The sequence below is a fragment of the Pseudomonas sp. MONT-RG-20F-20-E-7-02 genome, assembly GCF_022662395.1.
Lineage (GTDB): Bacteria > Pseudomonadota > Gammaproteobacteria > Pseudomonadales > Pseudomonadaceae > Aquipseudomonas.
Genome location: NZ_JAKNQN010000003.1, coordinates 76,026 through 100,659, shown reverse-complemented (window position 1 = coordinate 100,659; position 24,634 = coordinate 76,026). Strand labels below are relative to the sequence as shown.

Annotated in this window: 21 protein-coding genes; 14 read left to right on the top strand and 7 right to left on the bottom strand. The window is 61.8% G+C overall.

Translation table 11 applies throughout. The features are described from left to right. The first annotated feature begins 37 nt into the window (after positions 1-37). Positions 38-1,237: a succinyldiaminopimelate transaminase gene (gene dapC, locus L8I05_RS09500; protein ID WP_242168558.1), complete on the top strand. Its 1,200-nt coding sequence runs from the start codon at positions 38-40 to the stop codon at positions 1,235-1,237. Between the two features lie 10 nt (positions 1,238-1,247). Here the strand turns inward: dapC and L8I05_RS09495 are convergent, their stop codons facing one another. Beyond that, positions 1,248-2,891: a Na+/H+ antiporter gene (locus L8I05_RS09495; protein ID WP_242168556.1), complete on the bottom strand. Its 1,644-nt coding sequence runs from the start codon at positions 2,889-2,891 to the stop codon at positions 1,248-1,250. 280 nt (positions 2,892-3,171) lie between these two features. On the opposite strand from L8I05_RS09495, the gene L8I05_RS09490 reads away from it, so the two are divergent. From L8I05_RS09490 to L8I05_RS09475, 4 genes are all read left to right on the top strand, one after another. After that, positions 3,172-3,480, top strand: coding sequence for an arsenate reductase (locus L8I05_RS09490; RefSeq protein WP_229999207.1), 309 nt, complete (start codon positions 3,172-3,174; stop codon positions 3,478-3,480). Positions 3,481-3,511: 31 nt separating this feature from the next. Beyond that, entirely contained in the window at positions 3,512-4,546 is a 1,035-nt protein-coding gene (dapD, locus tag L8I05_RS09485) for a 2,3,4,5-tetrahydropyridine-2,6-dicarboxylate N-succinyltransferase (protein WP_159954651.1), read from the top strand. A gap of 67 nt (positions 4,547-4,613) precedes the next feature. Then, the gene (locus L8I05_RS09480; protein ID WP_242168554.1) at positions 4,614-5,819 is read left to right on the top strand and encodes a cysteine desulfurase; all 1,206 of its coding nucleotides are present in this window, start codon (positions 4,614-4,616) and stop codon (positions 5,817-5,819) included. After that, complete coding sequence (locus tag L8I05_RS09475; RefSeq protein ID WP_242168552.1) at positions 5,816-6,229, top strand: SufE family protein; 414 nt, start codon at positions 5,816-5,818, stop codon at positions 6,227-6,229. Before L8I05_RS09480 ends, L8I05_RS09475 begins: the two co-directional genes overlap by 4 nt. A gap of 115 nt (positions 6,230-6,344) precedes the next feature. Here L8I05_RS09475 and tcdA read toward each other — a convergent pair whose 3' ends face one another. Next, positions 6,345-7,160, bottom strand: coding sequence for a tRNA cyclic N6-threonylcarbamoyladenosine(37) synthase TcdA (tcdA, locus tag L8I05_RS09470; RefSeq protein ID WP_242168550.1), 816 nt, complete (start codon positions 7,158-7,160; stop codon positions 6,345-6,347). Between the two features lie 211 nt (positions 7,161-7,371). Between tcdA and L8I05_RS09465 the strand changes: the two genes are divergently transcribed. The 4 genes from L8I05_RS09465 (at position 7,372) to L8I05_RS09450 (ending at position 12,604) form a co-directional block, all read left to right on the top strand. Continuing rightward, a complete protein-coding gene (locus tag L8I05_RS09465) occupies positions 7,372-9,963 on the top strand; it encodes a glycosyltransferase (protein ID WP_177016271.1) in 2,592 nt (863 codons plus the stop codon). 254 nt (positions 9,964-10,217) lie between these two features. Continuing rightward, the gene (gene dapE / locus L8I05_RS09460; protein ID WP_242168548.1) at positions 10,218-11,369 is read left to right on the top strand and encodes a succinyl-diaminopimelate desuccinylase; all 1,152 of its coding nucleotides are present in this window, start codon (positions 10,218-10,220) and stop codon (positions 11,367-11,369) included. Then, positions 11,369-12,178 (top strand): putative RNA methyltransferase, encoded by an 810-nt coding sequence (locus L8I05_RS09455; protein ID WP_159954645.1) that lies wholly within the window; start codon positions 11,369-11,371, stop codon positions 12,176-12,178. Before dapE ends, L8I05_RS09455 begins: the two co-directional genes overlap by 1 nt. Positions 12,179-12,226: 48 nt before the next feature. Further along, positions 12,227-12,604 (top strand): hypothetical protein, encoded by a 378-nt coding sequence (locus tag L8I05_RS09450; protein WP_242168546.1) that lies wholly within the window; start codon positions 12,227-12,229, stop codon positions 12,602-12,604. A gap of 147 nt (positions 12,605-12,751) precedes the next feature. Here L8I05_RS09450 and L8I05_RS09445 read toward each other — a convergent pair whose 3' ends face one another. Continuing rightward, complete coding sequence (locus L8I05_RS09445; protein WP_032891681.1) at positions 12,752-12,961, bottom strand: cold-shock protein; 210 nt, start codon at positions 12,959-12,961, stop codon at positions 12,752-12,754. 181 nt (positions 12,962-13,142) lie between these two features. Here L8I05_RS09445 and plsB point away from each other — a divergent pair, with 181 nt between their 5' ends. The 3 genes from plsB to L8I05_RS09430 are packed head-to-tail and all read left to right on the top strand — an operon-like array spanning position 13,143 to position 16,844. Beyond that, positions 13,143-15,662 carry a glycerol-3-phosphate 1-O-acyltransferase PlsB gene (gene plsB, locus L8I05_RS09440; protein WP_242168544.1) on the top strand — a complete coding sequence of 840 codons (2,520 nt, stop codon included), beginning with the start codon at positions 13,143-13,145 and terminating at the stop codon, positions 15,660-15,662. A 51-nt stretch (positions 15,663-15,713) separates the two neighbouring features. Further along, the gene (locus tag L8I05_RS09435; RefSeq protein WP_159954642.1) at positions 15,714-16,115 is read left to right on the top strand and encodes a YbaY family lipoprotein; all 402 of its coding nucleotides are present in this window, start codon (positions 15,714-15,716) and stop codon (positions 16,113-16,115) included. A gap of 39 nt (positions 16,116-16,154) precedes the next feature. Further along, a complete protein-coding gene (locus L8I05_RS09430; protein WP_159954641.1) occupies positions 16,155-16,844 on the top strand; it encodes a DUF4197 domain-containing protein in 690 nt (229 codons plus the stop codon). Positions 16,845-17,411: 567 nt separating this feature from the next. On the opposite strand, the gene L8I05_RS09425 is transcribed toward L8I05_RS09430, so the two are convergent. Together L8I05_RS09425 and L8I05_RS09420 are read right to left on the bottom strand one after the other, a co-directional pair. Beyond that, positions 17,412-20,477 carry an efflux RND transporter permease subunit gene (locus L8I05_RS09425; RefSeq protein ID WP_242168542.1) on the bottom strand — a complete coding sequence of 1,022 codons (3,066 nt, stop codon included), beginning with the start codon at positions 20,475-20,477 and terminating at the stop codon, positions 17,412-17,414. A gap of 6 nt (positions 20,478-20,483) precedes the next feature. Next, a complete protein-coding gene (locus tag L8I05_RS09420; RefSeq protein ID WP_242168540.1) occupies positions 20,484-21,587 on the bottom strand; it encodes an efflux RND transporter periplasmic adaptor subunit in 1,104 nt (367 codons plus the stop codon). 93 nt (positions 21,588-21,680) lie between these two features. On the opposite strand from L8I05_RS09420, the gene L8I05_RS09415 reads away from it, so the two are divergent. After that, entirely contained in the window at positions 21,681-22,316 is a 636-nt protein-coding gene (locus L8I05_RS09415; RefSeq protein ID WP_159954637.1) for a TetR/AcrR family transcriptional regulator, read from the top strand. Positions 22,317-22,431: 115 nt separating this feature from the next. On the opposite strand, the gene L8I05_RS09410 is transcribed toward L8I05_RS09415, so the two are convergent. Beyond that, entirely contained in the window at positions 22,432-23,214 is a 783-nt protein-coding gene (locus tag L8I05_RS09410; RefSeq protein ID WP_159954636.1) for a class I SAM-dependent methyltransferase, read from the bottom strand. A gap of 96 nt (positions 23,215-23,310) precedes the next feature. Between L8I05_RS09410 and L8I05_RS09405 the strand changes: the two genes are divergently transcribed. After that, positions 23,311-23,931, top strand: coding sequence for an energy transducer TonB (locus tag L8I05_RS09405; RefSeq protein WP_242168538.1), 621 nt, complete (start codon positions 23,311-23,313; stop codon positions 23,929-23,931). A gap of 3 nt (positions 23,932-23,934) precedes the next feature. Here the strand turns inward: L8I05_RS09405 and L8I05_RS09400 are convergent, their stop codons facing one another. Beyond that, the gene (locus tag L8I05_RS09400; RefSeq protein ID WP_242168536.1) at positions 23,935-24,633 is read right to left on the bottom strand and encodes an extensin family protein; all 699 of its coding nucleotides are present in this window, start codon (positions 24,631-24,633) and stop codon (positions 23,935-23,937) included. Position 24,634: the final 1 nt, after the last annotated feature.

Here is a 24,634-nt window from a genome sequence, read left to right as displayed (position 1 = left end):
TCCCACAGGGTTCGTGCCCATTGCATTAGAGGCTTACATGAACAACGCCCTGAACCAGCTGCAGCCCTACCCGTTCGAGAAACTGCGCGCCCTGCTCGGCAGCGTCACGCCGAACCCGGACAAACGCCCGATCGCGCTGTCCATCGGCGAACCCAAGCACAAATCGCCGACGTTCGTGGCCGAAGCGCTGAGCAATAACCTCGACCAGATGGCCGTGTACCCGACCACCCTGGGCATCCCGGCCTTGCGCGAGGCCATCGGCGCCTGGTGCGAACGCCGCTTCAGCGTGCCCAAGGGCTGGCTCGACCCGGCGCGCAACATCCTGCCGGTCAACGGCACCCGCGAAGCGCTGTTCGCCTTTACCCAGACCGTGGTCAACCGTGGCGACGACGCGCTGGTGGTCAGCCCGAACCCGTTCTACCAGATCTACGAAGGCGCCGCGTTCCTGGCCGGGGCCAAGCCGCATTACCTGCCCTGCCTGGACGAAAACGGCTTCAACCCGGATTTCGACGCTGTGTCGCCGGACATCTGGAAGCGCTGCCAGATTCTGTTCCTGTGCTCCCCAGGCAACCCGACCGGCGCATTGATCCCGGTCGACACCCTGAAAAAGCTCATCGCCCTGGCCGATGAATACGACTTCGTGATTGCCGCCGACGAGTGCTACAGCGAGCTGTACTTCGACGAACAAACCCCGCCGCCAGGCTTGCTCAGTGCCTGCGTGGAACTGGGTCGCCAGGACTTCAAGCGTTGCGTGGTGTTCCACAGCCTGTCCAAGCGCTCCAACCTGCCAGGCCTGCGCTCCGGCTTTGTCGCCGGCGACGCCGACATTCTCAAGGCGTTCCTGCTGTACCGCACCTACCACGGCTGCGCGATGCCGGTGCAAACCCAACTGGCGAGCATCGCTGCCTGGCAGGACGAAGCGCACGTGCAGGCCAACCGTGACCTGTACCGCGAGAAGTTCGACGCAATGCTGGCCATCCTCAAGCCGGTGCTGGACGTGCAGAGCCCGGACGGTGGGTTCTACCTGTGGCCGAATGTGAATGGCGACGATGCCGCCTTCTGCCGCGACCTGTTCGTGGAGGAACACGTGACCGTGGTCCCGGGTTCCTACCTGTCGCGGGAAGTGGATGGCGTTAACCCTGGCGCCGGGCGTGTGCGCATGGCGCTGGTTGCGCCGCTGGCGGAGTGTGTTGAAGCGGCCGAGCGCATTCGCGACTTCATTCAGCGCCGCCGCTGACACTTATGGGTCATTTCACATGACCCAGATTCGCCTCGCTCATGTCCAGATCCGCCAGCACTTCACGCAAAACGTCATCACCAATCTGGTGATGACGGCTCAAGCTATACAACTCCAACCGCTGCGCTCGCAGGGCCTTGAGCCGCAGCTTGCGCTCAAGCAGGTCCATCTGCTGCGCCAGCGCCTGGGCTTCGGCCGAGTCGTTGAACACTTCCAACTGATGGCGATACTCCGACATCAGCCGCGCCTTGAGCTCAGTGGCCAGTGCGGCCTGGGCGGCATCCTGGGTTTCGGTTTCAGCAGGCTCTTCGGCTTCAAGCGCATGGATGGCGGCCACGGCGGTCTTCTTCCAGGCTTCACGCACTTCGTTGTGGCGCTTTTCATCGGGGCTCTTTTCGATGCCGCGCAACAGCAACGGCAAAGCGATACAGGCGGCGATCAATGACAGCAGGATCACGCCGGCGGCAATAAAAATCAGCAGGTCGCGCTCCGGGAAATCCTGCCCCGGCGCCAGCAGCAACGGCACCGACATGACACCCGCCAACGTTACCGCACCGCGTACGCCACCGACGGTCAGCAGCCAGCAGGAACGGGCAGTCGGCACCAGGGTCAGTTCACTTTTGCCACGAATGCGGCGCAGCAGGCCCGACAGTCGCCAAATACTCTGCACCCAGATAAAGCGCAGCACCACCAGCACCAGAAAGATCGCGACCACTTCCAGGCAGCGATACAGCAGGGCTGGCCACAGCGTCGGCTCGTGGCTGACCACGGCCTTGATGATGTCCGGCAGTTGCAGGCCCAACAGCAGGAAGATCAGGCCATTGAAGGCAAACTCCAGCAGCGACCAGACACTGCGGTTGAGCAAGCGCGTGCTGGTCTGGCGTGGCAGCAGGTCAAGCCAGCTTTGCATCATGCCCGCCGCCACCGCCGAGAGAATGCCCGAGGCACCCAGGCGTTCAGCCAATACATACGCCGCAAACGGCAGCAGCAACATGAACACCACATGGGTCGCCGGGTCATCCCAACCCCGCGCGATCATCCAGGCGCGCAAACGCCCGACCAGCCAGCTCAATGCCACGCCAACCGCCAGGCCACCGACGGCCACCAGCACAAAGGTCAGGCTCGCATCCGCCAGGGAGAACACGCCGGTCAACGCCGCCGCCAGGGCGAACTTGAAGGTCACCAGGCCCGAGGCATCATTCATCAAGGCTTCGCCCTGAAGCATGTGCATCAGCGGCTTGGGCAAACGATTCTGGGAAATGGCTGACACCGCTACGGCATCCGTCGGTGATAAAACAGCCGCCAGGGCGAAGGCAACCGGCAATGGGATCGTAGGCAGAATCCAATGAATGAAGTAGCCAGCGCCAATCACGGTGAACAGCACCAACCCCACCGCCAACGTCAGGATCGGCCCACGCAGGCGCCACAATTCGCGTTTGGGCATGCGCCAGCCATCGGAGAACAACAACGGCGGCAGAAACAGAAACAGGAACAGCTCCGGGTCCAACGCCACATGCAGACCCAGCGTCGGCCAGGCCAGCAAGGCACCGGCGGCAATCTGCACCAAGGGCAACGGCAGTGGAATGATGCGCCCGACAAGGCGCGAAACGCTGACCAGCATCAGCAGGATAAGAACGGTGTAGGCGGTTTGCATAACGCGGGTTTCCCGGACAATCGACTTGCTGCAACACACATCAGGCAACAACTGGCCGTTGAAGTGCCACATTACCCGGCTATCTTACCTGGCTAGGCTACGCGATGGCTTTTGCACAAAAGTCGCACGAAGCACTGCACACCTGTGACGAGCGGCACCCAAACCCGCTGGTCATGGCATAATCCGTGACCTTTCGTTTTTACTTGGCCCAAAGGGGGGCAATTCCTTGACCGCTTCAAGCAAAACGTTGCACCTTTTCGGCATCAAAGCCTGCGACACCATGAAAAAAGCCCGCACCTGGCTCGATGAGCACGGCGTGAGCTATGAATTCCACGACTACAAAACGGCCGGTATCGACCGCGAACACTTGACCCAATGGTGCAACGAGCACGGTTGGCAGGTGGTTTTGAACCGTGCGGGCACCACCTTTCGCAAACTCGAAGACGAACGCAAAGCCGATCTCGATCAGTCGAAAGCCATTGAATTGATGCTCGCACAACCCTCGATGATCAAGCGCCCCGTGCTCGATCTCGGTGACAGAACCCTGATTGGCTTCAAGCCAGATAGTTATTCGGCGGCCCTCAAGTAGGCCAGCCTTCCATTTTTGTAGAGGTAACAGCATGTCCAATTCCCTGTTCAGCCTGGGCTTCGGCGTCGGCACTCAGAACCGCCAAGGTGCTTGGCTGGAAGTGTTTTACGCACAACCCTTGCTCAACCCGTCGGCCGAAATCGTCGCCGCCATCGCGCCGATCCTCGGTTACACCGAAGGCAACCAGGCCATCACCTTCACCGTCTCCCAGGCGCTGCAACTGGCTGACGCACTCAAAGGCGTCGACGCTGCCCAAGCGGCCCTGCTGAGCCGTCTGGCGGAAAGCCACACCCCGCTGGTCGCGACCCTGCTGGCCGAAGACGCTGCACTGACGTCCACGCCTGAGGCCTACCTCAAGCTGCATCTGCTGTCCCATCGCCTGGTCAAGCCGCACGGCCTGAGCCTGGCCGGCGTGTTCCCGCAACTGCCGAACGTGGCATGGACCAGCCAGGGCGCGATCGACATCAATGAGCTGGCCGAGCGCCAACTGGAAGCACGCCTGCGTGGCGAGCTGCTGGAAGTGTTCTCGGTGGACAAGTTCCCGAAAATGACCGACTACGTGGTCCCGACCGGCGTACGTATCGCTGACGCCGCGCGTATCCGCCTGGGCGCCTACGTGGGCGAAGGCACTACCGTGATGCACGAAGGTTTCGTCAACTTCAACGCCGGCACCGAAGGCCCGGGCATGATCGAAGGCCGTGTCTCGGCGGGCGTGTTCGTCGGCAAAGGCTCCGACCTGGGCGGCGGTTGCTCCACCATGGGCACCCTGTCGGGCGGCGGCAACATCGTGATCAAGGTCGGCGAAGGCTGCCTGATCGGCGCCAACGCCGGTATCGGCATTCCGTTGGGCGACCGCAACACCGTGGAATCAGGCCTGTACGTAACCGCTGGCACCAAGGTCGCACTGCTCGACGAGAAGAACCAACTGGTCAAAGTGGTCAAGGCGCGCGAGCTGGCCGGCCAACCGGACCTGCTGTTCCGTCGCAACTCCGAGACCGGTGCCGTGGAGTGCAAAACCCACAAATCGGCCATCGAACTGAACGAAGCGCTGCACGCTCACAACTAAGCAGCCACTCGATGCCACTAGCGGGTCGCGCCTTCGGGTCGGCCCGCTTATACGAGTCTTGAACACCATGCTTGTGCCCTCTCCCTGGCGCGCCGATTTCCCGGCCATCGCCACCCTGCAACGGCAAGACCAGACCTACTTGGACAACGCCGCCACCACGCAGAAACCCCAAGCCCTGTTGGATGCCATCAGCCATTACTACGCCAATGGCGCAGCCAATGTGCACCGTGCCCAGCATTTGCCGGGTGCCCATGCGACCCAGGCGTTTGAAGACAGTCGCAGCAAGGTCGCGCAGTGGTTGAACGCAGGTGACAGCGGGCAAATCGTGTTTACCCATGGCGCAACCTCTGCGCTGAACCTCTTGGCCTATGGCCTTGAGCACTTATTCAATGCGGGCGATGAGATTGTCATCAGCGCCCTGGAACACCACGCCAACTTGCTGCCCTGGCAGCAACTGGCCAAACGTCGCGCGCTCACCCTGGTGGTATTGCCCCTGGACGATGATGGCGTGATAGACCTGCAGGCCGCTGCCGAGTTGATCGGCCCGCGCACACGCCTGCTGGCGGTAAGCCAGCTGTCCAACGTGCTCGGCGCCTGGCAGCCGCTGGAAGCGCTGATAGCGCGCGCCAGGGCCCACGGCGCGCTGACCGTGATCGATGGCGCCCAAGGCATCGTCCACGGCCGCCACGATGTACAGGCGCTGGGGTGCGACTTCTATGTATTTTCCAGCCACAAGCTGTATGGCCCGGACGGCGTGGGCGTGTTGTATGGCCGCAACGAAGCCCTGCACCACCTGCGCCACTGGCAGTTTGGCGGCGAGATGGTGCAACAGGCGGACTACCACAGCGCCAGCTTCCGCCCTGCCCCGCTGGGTTTTGAAGCGGGCACGCCTTCGATTGCCAGTGTGATCGGCCTGGGCGCCAGCCTGGATTACCTGAGTTCGTTGGATCAGCCAGCGGTGATCGCCCATGAAGCGGCGCTGCACGACTACCTGCTGCGCGGCTTGAACGCACGCAATGGCGTCCGCGTCTTGGGTTCGCCGCACGTAGCCTTGGCCAGCTTTGTGGTGGAAGGCGTGCACAACGCCGACCTCGCTCACCTGCTGACCGAGCAAGGCATTGCCGTGCGCGCCGGGCACCATTGCGCGATGCCGTTGCTCAAGGCCATGCACCTGTCGGGGGCGATCCGCGTGTCCCTGGCGCTGTACAACGACTCGGATGACTTGGAACGTTTCTTTGAAGCGCTGGACCAGGCGCTGGATATGTTGCGATGAACTTGCCAACCGAAGCCGCGGCGGCGCTGGAAGCCTTCCAGGCGGTCGGCAGCTGGGAACAGCGCGCGCGGATGCTGATGCAATGGGGCGAACGCCTGCCCGCCTTGGCGGATGCGGACAAAGTCGACGCCAACCTGGTGCAGGGTTGTGAAAGCCTGGTGTGGCTGGTGGGGCATTTGGAGGACGGCCTTTGGCAGTTCGCCGCCAGCAGCGATGCGCGGATGATTCGTGGGTTGGTGGCGTTGCTGCTGGCGCGGGTCAATGGGTTGTCGGCGGCGCAGTTGCAGGCGGTTGACTTGCCCGATTGGTTTACCCAGCTTGGCCTGTCACGGCAGTTGTCGCCGTCGCGCAGTAATGGCCTCAATGCTGTGCTGCTGCGCATGCGGGCATTAAGCCTTACACAAAACTAAAGGTGGGAGCTGGCTTGCCTGCGATGCAGACACCTCGGTTTATCAGTCAAACCTCGGTGATGCCATCGCAGGCAAGCCAGCTCCCACATTTTAGAGTTGCACCAGGCAGTGGCATTCAGGCGGGTTTAACCCGCTCCGACGGCCGGCGCACCCCCGCCACAATCTTATCCACCGCCTTGGTCGCCGCGACCATGCCAAAAGTGGCCGTCACCATCATCACCGCGCCAAATCCTCCGGCGCAGTCCAGCTTCACGCCGTCGCCGACAAAACTTTTCTGCAAACAGATGCTGCCGTCCGGCTTGGGATAGCGCAGTTGCTCGGTGGAAAACACGCACGGCACGCTGTAATGGCGGGTCACCGTGCGGGAGAAACCGTAGTCGCGGCGCAGGGTGGAACGCACTTTCGAGGCCAGCGGATCGTTGAAGGTGCGGTTCAGGTCGCAGACTTGAATCAGCGTCGGGTCGATCTGCCCGCCGGCGCCGCCGGTGGTGATGATCTGAATTTTGCGGCGCTTGCACCAGGCAATCAGCGCAGCCTTGGCGTTGACGGCGTCGATGCAGTCGATCACGCAATCGATGTTCGGGGTGATGTACTCGGCCATGGTGTCGCGGGTGACGAAGTCTGCCACCGCGTGCACGGTGCAATCCGGGTTGATGCCACGCAGGCGTTCAGCCATCACTTTGACCTTGGGTTTGCCCACGGTGCTGTCCAGCGCGTGCAACTGACGGTTGCTGTTACTCACGCAGACATCGTCCAGGTCAAACAGCGATATTTCGCCCACGCCGCAACGGGCCATGGCTTCCGCCGCCCAGGAGCCTACGCCGCCGACGCCGACGATCGCCACATGGGCGGCTTTCAAGCGTTCCAGGCCTTCAATGCCATACAAGCGGGCGACGCCTGCGAACCGCGGATCTTCTGTGCTCATGACCATTACCCCAAAAACCGGCGCGCATTATGGACTACACAGCGACAAGATCGAAGCTACAAGCTACAAGTAAAGAACTTCGATGGTCTTTCGCTGACTAACGTCCGGCTTTTCTCTGTCTGCTGTACGCTCGGTGAAAGGCCGGTGTAGGATGCGCGCCGTTCGGCGTAGGCCGACACCTCTTTTCGTTCCACACCCTTTGGAACCCGAAATAGCCATGTCATCGCGTAAATTTGGACTCAACCTGGTGGTAGTGCTGGCAATTGCCGCGCTGTTCACCGGCTTCTGGGCGCTGATCAACCGCCCGGTCACGACCCCTAACTGGCCTGAACAGATCTCCGGGTTTTCCTACTCGCCGTTCCAGCAAGGCCAGTTCCCGCAGAAAGATCAGTACCCGACGGACGATCAGATGCGCCAGGACCTGGCGATCATGAGCAAGTTGACGGACAACATCCGTACTTACTCGGTCGACGGCACCCTGGGCGATATCCCCAAGCTGGCAGAAGAGTTCGGCCTGCGTGTGACGCTGGGGATCTGGATCAGCCCGGACCTGGAACGCAACGAGCGCGAAATCCAGCGCGCCATCGAAATTGCCAACAGCTCGCGCAGCGTTGTGCGCGTGGTGGTCGGCAACGAAGCGTTGTTCCGTGAGGAAATCACCCCTGAAGCGCTGATCGTGCTGCTGGACCGTGTGCGCGCCGCCGTGAAAGTGCCGGTGACCACCTCCGAGCAGTGGCACATCTGGGAAAAGAACCCGCAACTGGCCAAGCACGTCGACCTGATCGCCGCGCACATCCTGCCGTTCTGGGAATTTATCCCGATGGACAAGGCCGGCCAGTACGTACTCGACCGCGCCCGCGACCTGAAAAAACTGTTCCCGAAAAAGCCGCTGCTGCTGTCGGAAGTGGGCTGGCCGAGCAACGGCCGCATGCGCGGGGGCAATGAAACCTCCCCGGCTGACCAGGCGATTTACCTGCGTACGCTGGTCAACAAGCTGAACCGCCAAGGCTACAACTACTTCGTGATCGAGGCGTTCGACCAGCCGTGGAAAGTCAGCGATGAAGGCTCGGCCGGCGCGTATTGGGGCGTGTACAACGCCGCGCGCCAGCAGAAATTCAACTTTGAAGGCCCGGTCGTCGCGATCCCGCAATGGCGCGTGCTGGCCATCGGCTCGGTGGTGCTGGCGCTGCTGTCGCTGACCCTGCTGATGATCGATGGCTCGGCGCTGCGCCAGCGTGGCCGTACCTTCCTGACGTTTATCGCGTTCCTGTGCGGCTCGGTGCTGGTGTGGATCGGTTACGACTACAGCCAGCAATACAGCACCTGGTTCAGCGTAACCGTCGGCATTTTGCTGGCCCTCGGCGCACTCGGCGTGTTTATCGTGTTGCTGACCGAGGCCCACGAACTGGCGGAAGCGGTGTGGACCCACAAGCGTCGACGTGAATTCCTGCCGGTGGAAGGCGACTCGGACTACCGCCCGAAAGTGTCGATCCATGTGCCGTGCTACAACGAGCCGCCGGAGATGGTCAAACAGACCCTCGACGCCCTGGCTGCCCTCGATTACCCGGACTTCGAAGTCCTGATCATCGACAACAACACCAAGGACCCGGCCGTCTGGGAGCCGGTGCGCGACTACTGCGAAACCCTCGGCCCGCGCTTCAAGTTCTTCCACGTCGCGCCCCTGGCCGGTTTCAAGGGCGGCGCGTTGAACTACCTGATCCCGCACACCGCCAAGGATGCCGAAGTGATCGCGGTGATCGACTCCGACTACTGCGTGTCGCCGAACTGGCTCAAGCACATGGTGCCGCACTTCGCCGACCCAAAAATCGCCGTGGTGCAGTCGCCGCAGGATTACCGCGACCAGAACGAAAGCACCTTCAAGAAGCTCTGCTACGCGGAATACAAAGGCTTCTTCCATATCGGCATGGTCACCCGTAACGACCGCGACGCAATCATCCAGCACGGCACCATGACCATGACCCGTCGCTCGGTGCTCGAAGAACTCGGCTGGGCCGACTGGTGCATCTGTGAAGACGCCGAGCTGGGCCTGCGCGTGTTCGAGAAAGGCCTGTCGGCGGCGTATTACCACGACAGCTACGGCAAAGGCTTGATGCCGGATACCTTTATCGACTTCAAGAAACAGCGTTTCCGCTGGGCCTACGGCGCAATCCAGATCATCAAGCGTCACACCGCCAGCCTGTTGCGCGGCAAAGACACCGAGCTGACCCGTGGCCAGCGCTACCACTTCCTCGCGGGCTGGTTGCCGTGGGTGGCAGACGGCATGAACATCTTCTTCACCGTCGGTGCGCTGTTGTGGTCGGCGGCGATGATCATCGTGCCGATGCGGGTCGACCCGCCGCTGCTGATTTTCGCGATTCCGCCGTTGGCGCTTTTTGTGTTCAAGGTCGGCAAGATCATCTTCCTCTACCGCCGTGCGGTGGGTGTGAACTTGAAAGATGCGTTCTGCGCGGCCCTGGCCGGTTTGGCGTTGTCCCACACCATCGCCAAGGCGGTGCTGTATGGCTTCTTCACCACCAGTATTCCGTTCTTTCGTACACCGAAAAACGCGGATAACCACGGCTTCTGGGTGGCGATTTCCGAAGCCCGCGAAGAGATGTTCATCATGCTGCTGTTGTGGGGCGCAGCACTGGGGATTTACCTGGTGCAGGGCCTGCCAAGCAATGACATGCGCTTCTGGGTGGTGATGCTGTTGGTGCAATCGCTGCCGTACGTGGCAGCGCTGATCATGGCGTTCCTCTCGTCGCTGCCAAAACCTGCGCCAGCGGTTGAGCCGGCAACGGCAGAGTAAAAACTTGCGCAATGCACTAAACGGCGGCCTCTGGCCGCCGTTTTGCTATAAGATAACGGCCGTTTTGTGAGTCCTGGCCCAGGCCCTGTTCTTTGTGGGAGCTGGCTTGCCTGCGATGCAGACGCCGCGGTCTGGCAGGTAAGCCGCAGCGATGCCATCGCAGGCAAGCCAGCTCCCACATTCGTCCTGCGCCGATTCAGGTTTTGTATTGCACATTCGTCCAGCGCCCCTTACACGCTTCCCGGAGTTTTCCCATGACGGCCCACGCCGAGCTTTCGCCGACCCTTCAACTCGCTATCGACCTGATCCGGCGCCCATCGGTCACGCCGATTGACGCCGACTGCCAGAAGCTGATGATGCAGCGCCTGGGCGACGCCGGCTTCGCGCTGGAGCCGATGCGCATCGAGGACGTGGACAACTTCTGGGCCACCCACGGCAAGCATGAAGGCCCGGTACTGTGCTTTGCCGGCCACACCGACGTGGTGCCGACCGGCCCGGTGCAAGCCTGGCAGAACGACCCGTTCGACGCGTTGATCGACGAAAACGGCATGCTTTGCGGGCGTGGCGCGGCAGACATGAAAGGCAGCCTGGCGGCGATGCTGGTCGCTTCCGAGCGCTTCGTCACCGACTACCCCGACCACAAGGGCTCCGTAGCCTTCCTGATCACCAGCGATGAAGAAGGCCCGGCGCACCACGGCACCAAAGCCGTGATCGAACGCCTGGCCGCACGCAAGGAGCGCCTGGACTGGTGCATCGTCGGCGAGCCGTCGAGCACCACGCTGGTGGGCGATGTGGTCAAGAACGGCCGCCGTGGCTCCCTCGGCGCGACCCTGACCGTGCGCGGCGTGCAAGGCCATGTGGCTTACCCGCACCTGGCAAAGAACCCGATCCACCTGGCCGCCCCAGCGTTGGCGGAATTGGCCGCCGAGCATTGGGACGATGGCAACACCTTCTTCCCGCCGACCAGCTTCCAGATTTCCAACCTCAATTCCGGCACCGGCGCCACCAACGTGATCCCCGGTGACCTGACGGCGGTGTTCAACTTCCGTTTCTCCACCGAGTCCACCGTCGAAGGCCTGCAACAACGCGTTGCAGAGATTCTCGACAAGCACGGCCTGGACTGGCACGTGGAGTGGGCGCTGTCGGGCCTGCCGTTCCTCACCGAACCTGGCGCCTTGCTGGATGCGGTTTCCGCCAGCATCAAGGCGATCACTGGCCGTGAGACCAAAGCGTCCACCAGCGGCGGAACGTCCGATGGGCGCTTCATTGCCACCCTCGGCACTCAGGTGGTTGAACTGGGCCCGGTCAACGCGACGATCCACCAGGTCAACGAACGTATTCTGGCCAGCGACCTCGATGTGCTGACCGAAATCTACTACCAGACCCTGATCAAGTTGCTCGCCTGATGCTCGCCTGCCCCATTTGCAGCGCACCGCTCAACGCGGTGGACAATGGCGTGGCGTGCCCGGCCGGGCACCGTTTCGACCGCGCGCGCCAGGGTTACCTGAACCTGTTGCCGGTGCAGCACAAAAACAGCCGCGATCCTGGCGATAACCTCGCCATGGTCGAGGCACGCCGTGACTTTCTCAACGCCGGGCACTACGCTCCGGTGGCCAAGCGCCTGGCTGAACTGGCCGCCGAACGCGCGCCACAGCGCTGGGTCGACATAGGCTGTGGCGAGGGTTACTACACGGCGCAAATCGCCGACGCCCTGCCCCACGCCGACGGCTATGCATTGGATATCTCCAAGGAAGCGGTGAAGCGCGCGTGCAAACGCAACCCGGCGCTGACCTGGTTGATCGCCAGCATGGCCCGCGTGCCACTGGCTTCGGGCAGTTGCCAATTTCTCGCCAGCGTTTTCAGCCCACTGGACTGGGCAGAGGCCAAGCGCCTGCTCAGCCCCGGCGGCGGCCTGATGAAGGTCGGCCCGACGGCTGGCCACCTGATGGAACTGCGCGAACGCCTGTACGACGAAGTGCGCGAGTACACCGACGACAAGCATCTGGCCCTGGTGCCGGACGGCATGAGCCTGGCGCACAGCGAAACCCTTGAGTTCACCCTCAGCCTGAGCGAACCCAAGGACCGCGCCAACCTGCTGGCGATGACGCCCCACGGCTGGCGCGCAAGTGCAGAGCGCCGCGCCGAAGTGATCGAGGCCGCCGAACCGCTGCAGGTCACGGTGTCGATGCGCTACGATTATTTCGTGCTTCAATAACCGACTTTTCCGCGAATGGATTTTCGAATCCCGCAACGAGGAACATCCATGCGCCAACCTGATATCGAGATTTACCTGAAGGACGCCGACGTCGACCACAAGGCCATCGCCGCCTGGCTGGGCGCCGCGCTGGGCTCGTGCACCGACTGGGTCCAGAAAGGCCAGACCTACAAGTGCACCGCCGGCGACGTGCCCGTCACTTGGCTGCCTAAGGCCGTAGGCAAGTGGAACAGCCTGTACCTGGAAAGCGACCAGACCCCGTGGGATGACGACATCGCCTGCGCCCGCGCCGCGTTTGCCGCGCTGAACGTCGAAGTGCGCTGCGCACCGGGCACGTGGGTTGAGGAAGAAGGTGAAGAAAGCGCCGACACCTGGATTCGCATCAGCGTGGACGGTGAAGAGCAGATCACCTGGAAAACCGCCTGATCCAAACCTGCAAACCCCATCAACATGTGGGAGCTGGCTTGCCTGCGATGGCATCACTGTGGTCTGTCTGATAGACCGAGGTGTGTGCATCGCAGGCAAGCCAGCTCCCACCGTTGATTGGGTTACCAGATCAAGACAGGTCCGGCCTTACAGACCCACCACATCCTCCGCCTGCAACCCCTTCTCGCCGGTTACCACGGCGTATTCCACCTGCTGGCCCTCGGCCAATGAACGGTGGCCGTCACCGCGAATCGCGCGGTAGTGCACGAACACATCCTTGCCGTCTTCGCGTTGAATAAAGCCATAGCCCTTTGCATCGTTGAACCACTTCACATTGCCGGTTTCGCGCGTTGCCATCTGTTTTGCTCCCACATGCTTTTATTGTTGAGTCGCTCGCATTGAACTGCCGAGTATAAGACAGGCTCAAAAACGTTCAACTCAAGTTTACTTCGCCGCTTTTTTGCCGATTTTCGGCGAATACGGCACACTACCCGCCCGAGCGCCTGCTCGGTTTTTTTCCACTTGAAGCAGCACGCCTATGACCCGCTCCCCGTTCCGCCGTCTGGTGTTTGGCACCTTGCGCCGACTGTTGTACCTCTGGGTTCGCTCGGAGACGATCAACCAGTCGTCCCTAACCCTTAACCTCGACCGCAGCCGGCCGGTGTTTTACGTCCTGCAATCGCCCTCACTCACCGAATTGGCCGTGGTCGATGCCGAGTGCACCAAGGCCGGCCTGCCGCGCCCGGTGCTGCCGGTGTCGGTCGGCCCTTTGATGGAACCGGCGGCGTTCTTTTACCTCACGCCGGAGCCCGACTGGCTCGGCCGCCAGGACAAGCGCGGCGCGCCGCCGACCCTGACCCGGCTGGTCAACACCCTGAGCGAACACGCCGAAGAGAATGCACAAATCATTCCGGTCAGTGTGTTCTGGGGGCAGTCGCCCGAGAGCGAGTCCAGCCCGTGGAAACTGCTGTTTGCCGACAGCTGGGCCGTCACCGGCCGCCTGCGCCGCTTGCTGAGCATCCTGATCCTGGGTCGCAAGACCCGCGTGCAATTCTCCGCGCCTATCAACCTGCGTGAATTGATCGAGCACAATAAAGGTCACGAACGCACCGTGCGCATGGCCCAGCGCATCCTGCGGGTGCACTTTCGTAACCTGAAGACCGCCGTGATCGGCCCCGACCTGTCCCACCGCCGCAACTTGGTGAAGGGCCTGGTCAATATGCCGCTGGTGCGCCAGGCCATCGCGGATGAGGCCGAGCGCGAAAAAATCACCCCGGAAAAAGCCAAGGCCCAGGCGCTGCGCTACGGCAACGAGATCGCCTCGGACTACACCTACACCGCCATCCGCTTTCTCGAAGTGGTGTTGAGCTGGTTCTGGAACAAGATCTACGACGGCATCAAGGTCAATAACATCGAAGGTGTGCAAAAGGTTGCCCAGGGTTACGAGGTGATCTACGTACCGTGTCACCGCAGCCACATCGACTACCTGCTGTTGTCTTACCTGCTGTTCAAAAACGGCCTGACCCCGCCGCACATCGCCGCCGGCATCAACCTGAACATGCCGGTGATCGGCAGCCTGCTGCGCCGTGGCGGTGCGTTTTTCATGCGCCGCACCTTCAAGGGCAACCCGCTGTACACCTCGGTGTTCAACGAATACCTGCATACCCTGTTCACCAAGGGTTTCCCGGTGGAGTACTTCGTCGAAGGCGGACGCTCGCGCACCGGGCGCATGCTGCAACCGAAGACCGGGATGCTGGCGATCACCCTGCGCAGCTTCCTGCGCTCTTCGCGCATGCCGATTGTGTTTGTGCCGGTGTACATCGGCTATGAACGTGTACTGGAAGGCCGCACGTATCTGGGAGAGCTGCGCGGCGCGAGCAAGAAGAAAGAGTCGATCTTCGATATTTTCAAAGTGGTTGGCGCGCTCAAGCAGCGCTTTGGCCAAGTCGCGGTCAACTTCGGCGAACCGATCAAACTGGCCGAGTTCCTCGACGCCGAGCAACCCGACTGGCGCGCCCAGGAGCTGGCCCCGAACTACAAGCCGGCGTGGCTCAACGAAACCACCAACCGCCTCGGCGAGCAGGTGGCGCGCCACTTGAACGAAGCGGCGGCGGTCAACCCGGTGAACCTGGTGGCGCTGGCATTGCTGTCGACCACACGCCTGGCCCTGGACGAACAAGCCATGGCGCGCCAGTTGGACCTGTACCTGGCGCTGCTGCGCCGCGTGCCGTACTCGCCGCATACCACCCTGCCGGAAGGCGATGGCCTGGCGCTGATCAAGCACGTCAAGGACATGGACCTGCTGTCGGAACAGAGCGACGCCCTCGGCAAGATTTTGTACCTGGACGAGCAGAACGCCGTCCTCATGACCTACTACCGCAACAACGTGCTGCACATCTTCGCCCTGCCGGCGTTGCTGGCGAGCTTCTTCCAGAGCAGCTCACGCATGAGCCGCGAACAGATCCTGCGCTACACCCGCGCGCTTTACCCGTACCTGCAATCGGAGCTGTTTATCCGCTGGTCGCTGGACGAGTTGGACGCGGTGGTCGACCAGTGGCTTGAGGCGTTCGTCGAACAAGGCCTGCTGCGCTTCGAGAACGACGTGTACCTGCGCCCGGCGCCGAGTTCGCGGCATTTTGTGCTGCTGACGTTGCTGTCCAAGAGCATCGCCCAGACCCTGCAGCGTTTCTACATGGCGATTTCGCTGCTGCTCAACAGCGGCCAGAACAGCATCAGCGCCGAGGAACTGGAAGACCTGTGCACGATCATGGCCCAGCGCCTGTCGATCCTGCATGGCCTCAACGCCCCGGAGTTCTTCGACAAGAGCCTTTTCCGACATTTCATCCAGACATTGCTGGAGCAAGATGTGCTGCGCCGCGATGAGGCCGGCAAGTTGAGTTACCACGACTTGCTCGGTGAGCTGGCTGAAGGTGCGGCGAAACGCGTACTGCCCGCCGATATTCGCCTGTCGATCCGCCAGGTGGCATTGCACCGTGTCGATGGCGCAGCTGAAGCGCCCGCCGAACCCGCAGCCGTCACGCCTGAAGAAAACCGCTAGATTGAATCAGGCGCCGGATGGATTCCGGCGCCGTTGAAAAGGAGCTGTACCATGAAAAAGATCATCCTCCTGGGCCTGACCGCCCTGCTCGGAGCCTGCCAATCCATGCACCCCGCGCCCAAGGCCAGCCTCGACGGCGAAGTGTTCTACCTGCAACGCATCGCCCTGCCGCCCGCCGCCACCTTGAGCGTCAGCCTGCAAGACGTGTCCTTGATGGACGCACCGGCCGTGACCCTCGCCGAACAGAAAGGCCCGGTCAAAGGCCAGGTGCCGCTGCCGTTTCACCTGAGCTACGACCCGGCACAGGTCAAGCCCGGCCACACTTACTCGGTGAGCGCTCGCATCGAGCTGGACGGCAAGCTACTGTTCATCACGACTGAACGGCACGCGGTACAGCTCAATGGCCAAGACCCGCAACCGCTGCGCCTGCGGGTGGATGCGGTCGCGCACTGATATTTTCCAGCACATAAGCCCTATCAAAAGGAAGCGCCCATGCTCCGTAACTCTCTTCGCCTCACTGCCCTGTGCGCCGGCCTGCTGCTCGGCGCCAACGCCATGGCCCTGTCACTCGGCAGCCTGTCCCAAGGTGACGCCAGCGGTGGCCTCAAGGACGCACTGACCCAAGGCGCACAAATCGCCGTGAAACAGCTGGGGGTTCCCGGTGGTTTCAGCAATAACCCTGAAGTGAAAATCGGCCTGCCCGGCAAGCTGGGCAAAGTCGCCGACAAGCTGAAAATGTTTGGCATGGGTGATCAGGTCACGCAACTGGAAACCAGCATGAACAAGGCGGCTGAAACCGCCGTGACCCAGGCTCAACCGATCCTGGTCAATGCCGTGAAGAACATGAGCGTGACCGACGCCAAGGGCATCCTCACCGGCGGCCAGGACTCGGCCACTCAGTACCTGAACAAAACCAGCCGTGAAGAGATCCGTGCCAAGTTCCTGCCGATCGTCAAGGCCGCCACCGACAAGGTCGGCGTTGCCCAGCAGTACAATGCCCTGGCCGGCAAGGCGGCAGCGTTTGGCGCGGTTGATGCCAAAAGTGCCAACGTCGAAAGCTACGTGACCGAACAAGCGCTGGACGGCCTGTTCAAGATGATCGCGCAGCAGGAAGAAACCATTCGCAAGAACCCGGCGGCCGCAGCGACCAGCCTGGCCAAGAAAGTGTTTGGCGCGCTGTAACCATTCATAACGGGTGCGCCAACCTCCGTTCTCACGGACGTTGGCGCACCGGCCCTACGCTAATACCTTATCGGTGCAACGAAGTCAGCGAGTGCATCGGCCTGTCGGGCAGCGGGTATTCGCACACCGGGTAGGGTTGCGAGTTGCCGTGACCGGGCCTCTCGGGCAGGGAGTGGCCTGCGCCAGTCGTGGATGAATAAGCAGGGTGAGAGCGCTTACGCCTGTGTGGCGAGGCGGTTTCAGGCCCCCGAACAGCCACGTTATTGCCCAACAAGGCGCCAAGAAACGCACCTTTGAACGCAGCGATAGCATTAAGAAACGACATATGACACTCCATGAACTCATTGGAAAAGCCCGGCCGCCAACTGGCAAAGCCGAAACCTGTGCCTGTCCATCAGGCAAATCTGAGTGGAGTAAAAAAAGCCGATCGTTCCAGCCACATTGATGCCTGTTTGCATCAGCATGTGAATCAACCCATCACCGAGTCCGCCAACCGCCCGATCACGAGCGTGGCAAAACAGCAAATGGGTAGCCACAACGTCAGGGCTGAAACGGTGACCAACATGATTACGCGACGTCCTTCCTCACTCGGAACCACGCAGCATACAGGGCCGGCAGGAACAATAGGGTCAACGCCGTCGCCACAATCAAACCGCCCATGATCGCCACGGCCATCGGCCCGAAGAACACGCTGCGTGACAGCGGAATCATCGCCAGCACCGCCGCCAGAGCCGTCAGCACAATCGGGCGGAAGCGTCGCACAGTGGCTTCGATGATTGCTTGCCACGGCGCCAGGCCGGCCTTGATGTCTTGTTCGATCTGGTCCACCAGAATCACCGAGTTACGCATGATCATCCCCGACAAGGCGATGGTCCCCAGCATGGCGACGAAGCCGAACGGTTGGCGAAACACCAGCAGGAACAAGGTCACGCCGATAAGGCCCAGCGGCGCGGTGAGAAACACCATCGCCGTGCGTGAGAAACTGCGCAGTTGCAGCATCAGCAACGTCAGCACCACCACGATAAACAGTGGCACCCCGGCCTTGACCGAGTTCTGGCCACGCGCGGAATCCTCGACGGTGCCGCCCACTTCAAGCAGGTAACCATCCGGCAGCTCGGCACGTACGCCTTCGAGGGTCGGCAGGATTTGCTGCACCAAGGTTGCCGGTTGTTCCTTGCCATAGATATCGGCGCGCACGGTCACCGTCGGCAGCCGGTTGCGGTGCCAGATAATGCCCTCCTCGAAACCATATTCGAGGGTGGCGATTTGCGACAGCGCAACGCTTTTACCGTTGTCGGTCGGCACCGCCAGGCTCGGCAGCAGCGACAATTCGGTGCGTTCATGCACGGTGCCGCGCAGCAGGATTTCGATCAATTCGTTGTCCTCGCGGTACTGGCTGACGGTGGAGCCGGTGAGGGAACTCTGCAGGAATTTCGACAGATTGGCAGTGCTTACGCCGAGAGCACGGGCGCGGTCCTGGTCGATATTGAGGTAGACGATCTTGCTCGGTTCTTCCCAGTCCAGGTGCACGTTGACCACGTGGGTATTTTCGCGAACCTTGGCCGCCACTTTGCGCGCCAGGGCGCGGACTTCTTCGATGTGTTCGCCAGTCACACGGAACTGCACCGGGTAGCCCACAGGCGGGCCGTTCTCCAGGCGCGTAACCCGCGAGCGCAACTCCGGGAACTGTTCATTCAGGGTTTCAATCAGCCAGGTGCGCAGGCTTTCGCGCTCTTCGATGGTCTTCGCCAGCACCACAAATTGCGCGAAGCTGGCGGCCGGCAACTGCTGGTCCAACGGCAAATAAAAGCGTGGCGAACCGGTGCCGACATAAGCCACGGAGTTGTCGATACCCGCGTGTTCCTTGAGCAAGGCTTCCAGGCGCTTGACCTGCTCGGCGGTGTTGCTCAGGGAAGCGCCTTCCGCCAGTTTGAGGTCGACCATCAACTCCAGCCGCCCCGAGGCCGGGAAGAACTGTTGCGGCACAAAGCGAAACAGCGCGACCGAGCCGATAAACAACAGCAGCGTCAGTACGATCACGGTTTTGCGCCGCAGCACGCACCATTCGACCAAACGTCTTACACGCTGATAGAAGGGTGTGCCGTAGGGATCTGGCCCATCTGTGCCGTGTTTGGCGGCATGAATTTTCGCCAGATCCGGCAGGAGCTTTTCCCCCAGATACGGCACAAACACCACGGCAGCGACCCAGGACGCCAGCAACGCGATGGTCACCACCTGGAAGATCGAGCGGGTGTATTCGCCGGTGCTCGATTGCGCGGTGGCAATCGGCAGGAAGCCCGCCGCGGTTATCAACGTGCCGGTAAGCATCGGGAACGCGGTGCTCGTCCAAGCGAAACTCGCAGCCTTGAGGCGGTCGTAGCCCTGCTCCATTTTGATCGCCATCATTTCCACGGCGATGATCGCATCGTCCACCAGCAGGCCCAGGGCCAACACCAAGGCGCCGAGGGAGATCTTGTGCAGGCCGATGCCGAGGTAATACATGGTGGCAAAGGTCATCGCCAGCACCAGCGGAATCGCCAGGGCCACGACCATGCCAGTGCGCACGCCGAGGGAGAAGAAGCTCACCAGCAAGACGATGGCCAGTGCCTCGGCGAGTACCTGGACGAATTCGCCGACGCTGGTTTTCACCGCTGCCGGTTGGTCCGACACCTTGCGCAGCTCCATGCCTGCCGGAAGGCTCTTCTGCAGCCGTGCGAATTCGCCTTCAAGCGCCTTGCCGAGCACCAGAATATCGCCGCCGTCGCGCATGGCCACGGCCAGGCCGATGGCGTCTGCGCCCATGTAGCGCATGCGCGGTGCCGGTGGGTCGTTGAAGCCACGGTGGATGTCGGCGACGTCACCAATACGGAAAGTGCGGTCACCGACACGGATCGGGAAGTTCCGGATCTCGTCCACCGTCTTGAAGTTGCCCGACACCCGCAGCTGTACACGCTCGGTCGGGGTTTCAAAGAAGCCGGCCGTAGAGACGGCGTTCTGCTCCTGCAAGGCCTGTTGCACGGCTGCCAATGGCAGGCCGAGGGTGGCGAGCTTGAGGTTTGACAGCTCGATCCAGATTTTCTCGTCCTGCAGGCCAAGCAACTCGACCTTGCCCACATCCGGCACGCGTTGCAGTTGAATCTGGATGCGGTCGGCGTAGTCCTTGAGCACCGCGTAGTCGAAGCCGTCACCGGTCAGGGCGTAGATATTGCCGAAGGTGGTGCCGAATTCATCGTTGAAAAACGGCCCCTGAATATCCGGCGGCAAGGTCTGGCGAATGTCGCTGATCTTCTTGCGCACCTGATACCACAAGTCGGGAATCTGCGCCGAGTGCATCGCGTCGCGGGCCACGAAGGTGACTTGGGATTCACCGGGACGCGAGAAGGAGACAATGCGTTCGTAGTCGCCGGTCTCCATGAGTTTTTTCTCGATACGCTCGGTGACCTGCCGTGAGACTTCCTGGGCCGTGGCCCCCGGCCAGTTGGTCTTGATCACCATGGCCTTGAAGGTAAACGGCGGGTCTTCACTTTGCCCCAGCTTGGTGTAGGACAACGTGCCGACCACCGCCAGCAGGATCATCAGGAACAGTACGATCTGGCGGTTACGCAACGCCCATTCGGAAAGATTGAAACCCATCGGGGACTACTCCTTGTTGGCCGCCAGATTCACCACGCGGTTGGAGCGATCCACCGGGCGCACCTGCTGGCCCTCATGGAGCACGTGCACACCGGCTGCAATCACCCAGTCGGTGGGCGTCAAGCCTTCCAGTACCGGCACGGTTTTTTCACCGAAGGCGCCGATGCGCACCGGGGTGCGCTTGAGCGTGTTGTCCGGTTGCACCACCCAGACGTAGGACGCGCCGTTCTCCGCACTCAGGGCCGACAGCGGCACCGACAGCGCAATCACGCCATCGGCCTGTATGAACACGCGGGCGCTTTGGCCCAGCTCAGCCGGGACTTTGCCGCCGGTGAACGCGACGCGGGCAGCGAAGGTACGCGATTTGGGGTCGGCGGCAGGCGACAGCTCACGAATGCGCCCGGCAAAACGCTGGTCGGGCTGGCTCCACAGCTCGACCGACACCGGTTGGCCGATCTTGAACCGGCCAAAGCCTTGCTCGGGCAGGCTGATCAGCACTTCACGCTCGCCATCGGTGGCCAGGGTGAACACGGTCTGGCCAGCGGAGACCACTTGGCCAACTTCCACCGCGCGCTTGGCGACCACACCGTCCTGCGGCGCGCGCAGCACGGCATAACCTGCCTGGTTGCTGGACACGTCGAACTCGGCCTTGATCTGCTTCAGGCGTGCTTCGCCGGAGCGGTAGAGGTTTTCGGAATTGTCGTACTGGGAACGGCTGACCATCTGACGGTCCATCAGGGTCTTGTAGCGGTCACGCTCGGCACGCACCAGGCTCAGGTTGGCCTCGGCGGCGGCGACTTGGGCGCGGGTGGCTTCCAGTTGCAGGCGCACATCCTGCGGGTCGAGTTCGGCCAGCGGCTGGTTGGCCTTGACCCGCTCGCCCTCCTCCACCAGGCGTTTGCTGACTTTGCCGCCAATGCGAAAGGCCAGGTCCGGCTCATACCGCGCCCGCACCTCGCCTGGAAAGCTGTCCATCGCCTGCGCCGAAGGCTGCGGTTGCACCACCATGGCCGGGCGAATGGTGGTTTGGGCCGCTTCTTCATGGCCGCAGGCGACCAACAGGAAGACCAGGCTGACAGGCAACGCAAGGGGCAGGAAAGTACTGCGCATGCTGAAGGACCTTTCGCAAATGGAGCTAGGAATAATTATACTGGCCGGTATGTTATTAATACCAAACTCACCAGTCCAGTATTAAAGGTGAAAATGTCCGACAATCCTGTGAACACCAATAGCCCCGGGCGTCCCAAGGACATGGCAAAACGCCAGGCAATCCTCGAAGCGGCGAAAGTGTTGTTCTTGAGCAATGGCTACGCGAGCACCAGCATGGACGCCGTGGCCCTTGAAGCGGGCGTGTCGAAACTGACCGTCTACAGCCACTTCACCGACAAAGAGACGCTGTTCACCGCCGCCGTCGTGGCCAAATGCGAAGAGCAACTGCCGGTGATGTATTTCGAACTGCCAGCAGGTATGCCCGTGGACACCGTGCTGCTGAACATCGCACGGGGTTTCCATCGGCTGATCAACAGCGAAGAGTCGGTAAACCTGCATCGCCTGATGATGACCACCGGCAATCAGGACGTGAAACTCTCGCAGATCTTCTTTGAGGCCGGGCCCATGCGCATGCTGCAGGGCATGGAGCGCCTGCTCAGCAAGATCGACCAGAGCGGCGCGCTGAGCATCGACAAACCGTTTACGGCAGCCGAACACTTCTTTTGCCTGCTCAAGGGCACGGCGAATTTCTGTTTGCTGTATGGCTGCGGCGGGCAACTGAGTGAAGAGGCCGCCGAAGCGCATGTGCAGGAGGTGGTGGGGTTGTTTATGCGAGCTTATCGGCCCTGACGTCTTGTGCTGCCTGTACCGGCGCTATCGCAGGCAAGCCAGCTCCCACAGGAGAATGCATTCCAGCAATGAGAACACGCTCAACTGTGGGAGCTGGCTTGCCTGCGATAGGCCCTCAAGGCTTAAGCGCTTTCTTGGGATAGATGTCATACCGGCTCGACTTGCCATCCAGCGCATGGCTCGGCTTGGGCCCTTCAATGCACGGCGCCTTGCGCGGGCGCTTGACCACTACACGGTGGCTGGCCAAGGCCAACGCCGCAGCAAGCAAAGCCGGCGCGTCCGGGTCATCGCCCACTAGTGGCCGGAACAGGCGCATTTCCTTCTTCACTAACGCAGTTTTCTCACGATGAGGAAACATCGGGTCGAGGTAGATCACCTGCGGCGGCTCACCTTCCCAATTGCGCATCACGTCGATGGAGTTGCCTTTGAGCAGCTGCATGCGCGCCACAATCGGTGCCACTTCAAAATCATCCGCGCCACGGGCCAGGCCGTCTTCGAGCAAGGCGCCGATCAGTGGCTGGCGCTCGATCAGGCTCATCTCGCAACCCAGGCTGGCCAGTACAAACGCGTCCTTGCCCAGCCCCGCCGTGGCGTCCAGCACCCGTGGGCGTACGCCTTGGGCAACGCCCACGGCCTTGGCGATCATCTGCCCACTGCCACCGCCGTATAAACGCCGGTGCGCTGCGCCACCTTCGACAAAGTCCACGCGCACCGGCCCGGGGGCGTCTGGCCCGAGCTGTTGCAGCTGCAGGCCATGTTCGCCGACTTGCAGGGAAAAATCCGCCTCATCCAGTTGCAAAGGCAAGCCAAGCTGCGCAGCCCAGTGCTCGGCGCGCGCCTTAAAACCTTCGGCCAAGGCCTCGACCCGAATGCGGCTGGCCGCTGGTTGTTCGCTCATCAATCGCTACGCTCAAAAATATTAAGGATCGGCAAATAACGGCCGATAAAAACAACAGTCAGGTATTTTGCCAGAGCTGAGCGTCGACCGAGAAAAATGTCAGACATTCTTCCCCTAACTATCGGTGTACTGCCGACCCACAACCATTACGGCCTGCGCAATACTCAAGCGCTGGCCGGGGTGAGTCATGTGTGGCAGGACTTTTTCGCCCGGGCGCTGGCCGAGCAGCTCGGCGACACGCCGGACGCGCTCGCCGCCAAGGCACCGGCACCGAGAGACCCGGCGGTAGAGCCCAGTGAAGGCGCCGACCTGCTGTCGCAGATCCTCACCCAGCGTGAGTGCGACGTAAAAGACACCGAGATCGCCCCGCCGGAGCCGCTGTTCCTGCCGATCGCCGAATTTGAAACCGAGCTTCTGCCACCGCCCGCCACGCCGCTCCCGGCCGACGAAATCGTCGCCCAACAGCGCCAGCAAAACTTCGAAAGCGGCTGGGTCCGTCCGATTGTATTGAGCGCCGGCCAACCGCTGCCTGAACCTGGCCCAGCGCCGGAACCCCAGCCGCTGCACCTGCCGATCGCCGAGTTCGAACTGGACCTGCTGCCACCGCCTGCCACGCCCTACCCGGCCGAAGAACTGGCAGCCCAGCAAAAGGCGCTCGACTTCGACTACCACTGGGCCCGTCCACTGATCCTCAACAACCTGCGCCTGGCCGCCTGAGTATCAGCGACACACCCACCAACGTCCCATGTCCAGATGGAAGTGGTTGCGATGGGCGGCGTTGTAGTCCGGGCTCAACACCACGTTGAAATCATCACACGCAGCGTCGCGCACTTGCCGCAAAAACCGTGCACTTTCGCCCTCGCCGGGCCAGTCCTTGAGCACGCTGATGCTGCGCCCGTCCGCGAGGCGAAAGCCGGCGATATCCAGGGCATTGGCCGAGGCATGCTGACTCAGCCGGCCATCTGCGCGGTTATACATGTTGCGACAGGCAAAACTGCCCAGGTGATCGACCCGCGTCACCGTCTGGCCAAATACCGCCCGAGCCGCGGGTTGCAGGCTGTGGCGCTCGAACAGGGCAAACGCCACAGCCAACGGGCAACTGGCGAGAAAACTGCTGCTCAAGGCCACGTCGGCGCCCTTTACGCGCAAGACGTTGCGCAGTGGGCATGCGGCGTCCGCCGGGCTGTCAGCCTGGTGGCTGACGCGCAAACCCGAGGTTTTCAGCACCTGATCACACAGCGCCGGATCATCCTGCAACCGGCCAAGTTTGAAACGGGTCAGCAGGTTCGGGCTGGCACGCACATCCAGCGGCGCCCACGGGTTCCACTCATCAGGCAACGGCAGCCAACCCCGCCACACGCCAACAGCGCACAGACACGCCAGCAACAGCAGTACACCGATCACTTTGAAAAACCGCACG

Bases quoted from the DNA above. Each gene is read 5' to 3' on its own strand.
- dapC (WP_242168558.1), top strand. From the start codon at position 38: ATGAACAACGCCCTGAACCAGCTGCAGCCCTACCCGTTCGAGAAACTG.
- L8I05_RS09495 (WP_242168556.1), bottom strand. From the start codon at position 2,891: ATGCAAACCGCCTACACCGTTCTTATCCTGCTGATGCTGGTCAGCGTT.
- L8I05_RS09490 (WP_229999207.1), top strand. From the start codon at position 3,172: ATGAAAAAAGCCCGCACCTGGCTCGATGAGCACGGCGTGAGCTATGAA.
- dapD (WP_159954651.1), top strand. From the start codon at position 3,512: ATGTCCAATTCCCTGTTCAGCCTGGGCTTCGGCGTCGGCACTCAGAAC.
- L8I05_RS09480 (WP_242168554.1), top strand. From the start codon at position 4,614: ATGCTTGTGCCCTCTCCCTGGCGCGCCGATTTCCCGGCCATCGCCACC.
- L8I05_RS09475 (WP_242168552.1), top strand. From the start codon at position 5,816: ATGAACTTGCCAACCGAAGCCGCGGCGGCGCTGGAAGCCTTCCAGGCG.
- tcdA (WP_242168550.1), bottom strand. From the start codon at position 7,160: ATGGTCATGAGCACAGAAGATCCGCGGTTCGCAGGCGTCGCCCGCTTG.
- L8I05_RS09465 (WP_177016271.1), top strand. From the start codon at position 7,372: ATGTCATCGCGTAAATTTGGACTCAACCTGGTGGTAGTGCTGGCAATT.
- dapE (WP_242168548.1), top strand. From the start codon at position 10,218: ATGACGGCCCACGCCGAGCTTTCGCCGACCCTTCAACTCGCTATCGAC.
- L8I05_RS09455 (WP_159954645.1), top strand. From the start codon at position 11,369: ATGCTCGCCTGCCCCATTTGCAGCGCACCGCTCAACGCGGTGGACAAT.
- L8I05_RS09450 (WP_242168546.1), top strand. From the start codon at position 12,227: ATGCGCCAACCTGATATCGAGATTTACCTGAAGGACGCCGACGTCGAC.
- L8I05_RS09445 (WP_032891681.1), bottom strand. From the start codon at position 12,961: ATGGCAACGCGCGAAACCGGCAATGTGAAGTGGTTCAACGATGCAAAG.
- plsB (WP_242168544.1), top strand. From the start codon at position 13,143: ATGACCCGCTCCCCGTTCCGCCGTCTGGTGTTTGGCACCTTGCGCCGA.
- L8I05_RS09435 (WP_159954642.1), top strand. From the start codon at position 15,714: ATGAAAAAGATCATCCTCCTGGGCCTGACCGCCCTGCTCGGAGCCTGC.
- L8I05_RS09430 (WP_159954641.1), top strand. From the start codon at position 16,155: ATGCTCCGTAACTCTCTTCGCCTCACTGCCCTGTGCGCCGGCCTGCTG.
- L8I05_RS09425 (WP_242168542.1), bottom strand. From the start codon at position 20,477: ATGGGTTTCAATCTTTCCGAATGGGCGTTGCGTAACCGCCAGATCGTA.
- L8I05_RS09420 (WP_242168540.1), bottom strand. From the start codon at position 21,587: ATGCGCAGTACTTTCCTGCCCCTTGCGTTGCCTGTCAGCCTGGTCTTC.
- L8I05_RS09415 (WP_159954637.1), top strand. From the start codon at position 21,681: ATGTCCGACAATCCTGTGAACACCAATAGCCCCGGGCGTCCCAAGGAC.
- L8I05_RS09410 (WP_159954636.1), bottom strand. From the start codon at position 23,214: ATGAGCGAACAACCAGCGGCCAGCCGCATTCGGGTCGAGGCCTTGGCC.
- L8I05_RS09405 (WP_242168538.1), top strand. From the start codon at position 23,311: ATGTCAGACATTCTTCCCCTAACTATCGGTGTACTGCCGACCCACAAC.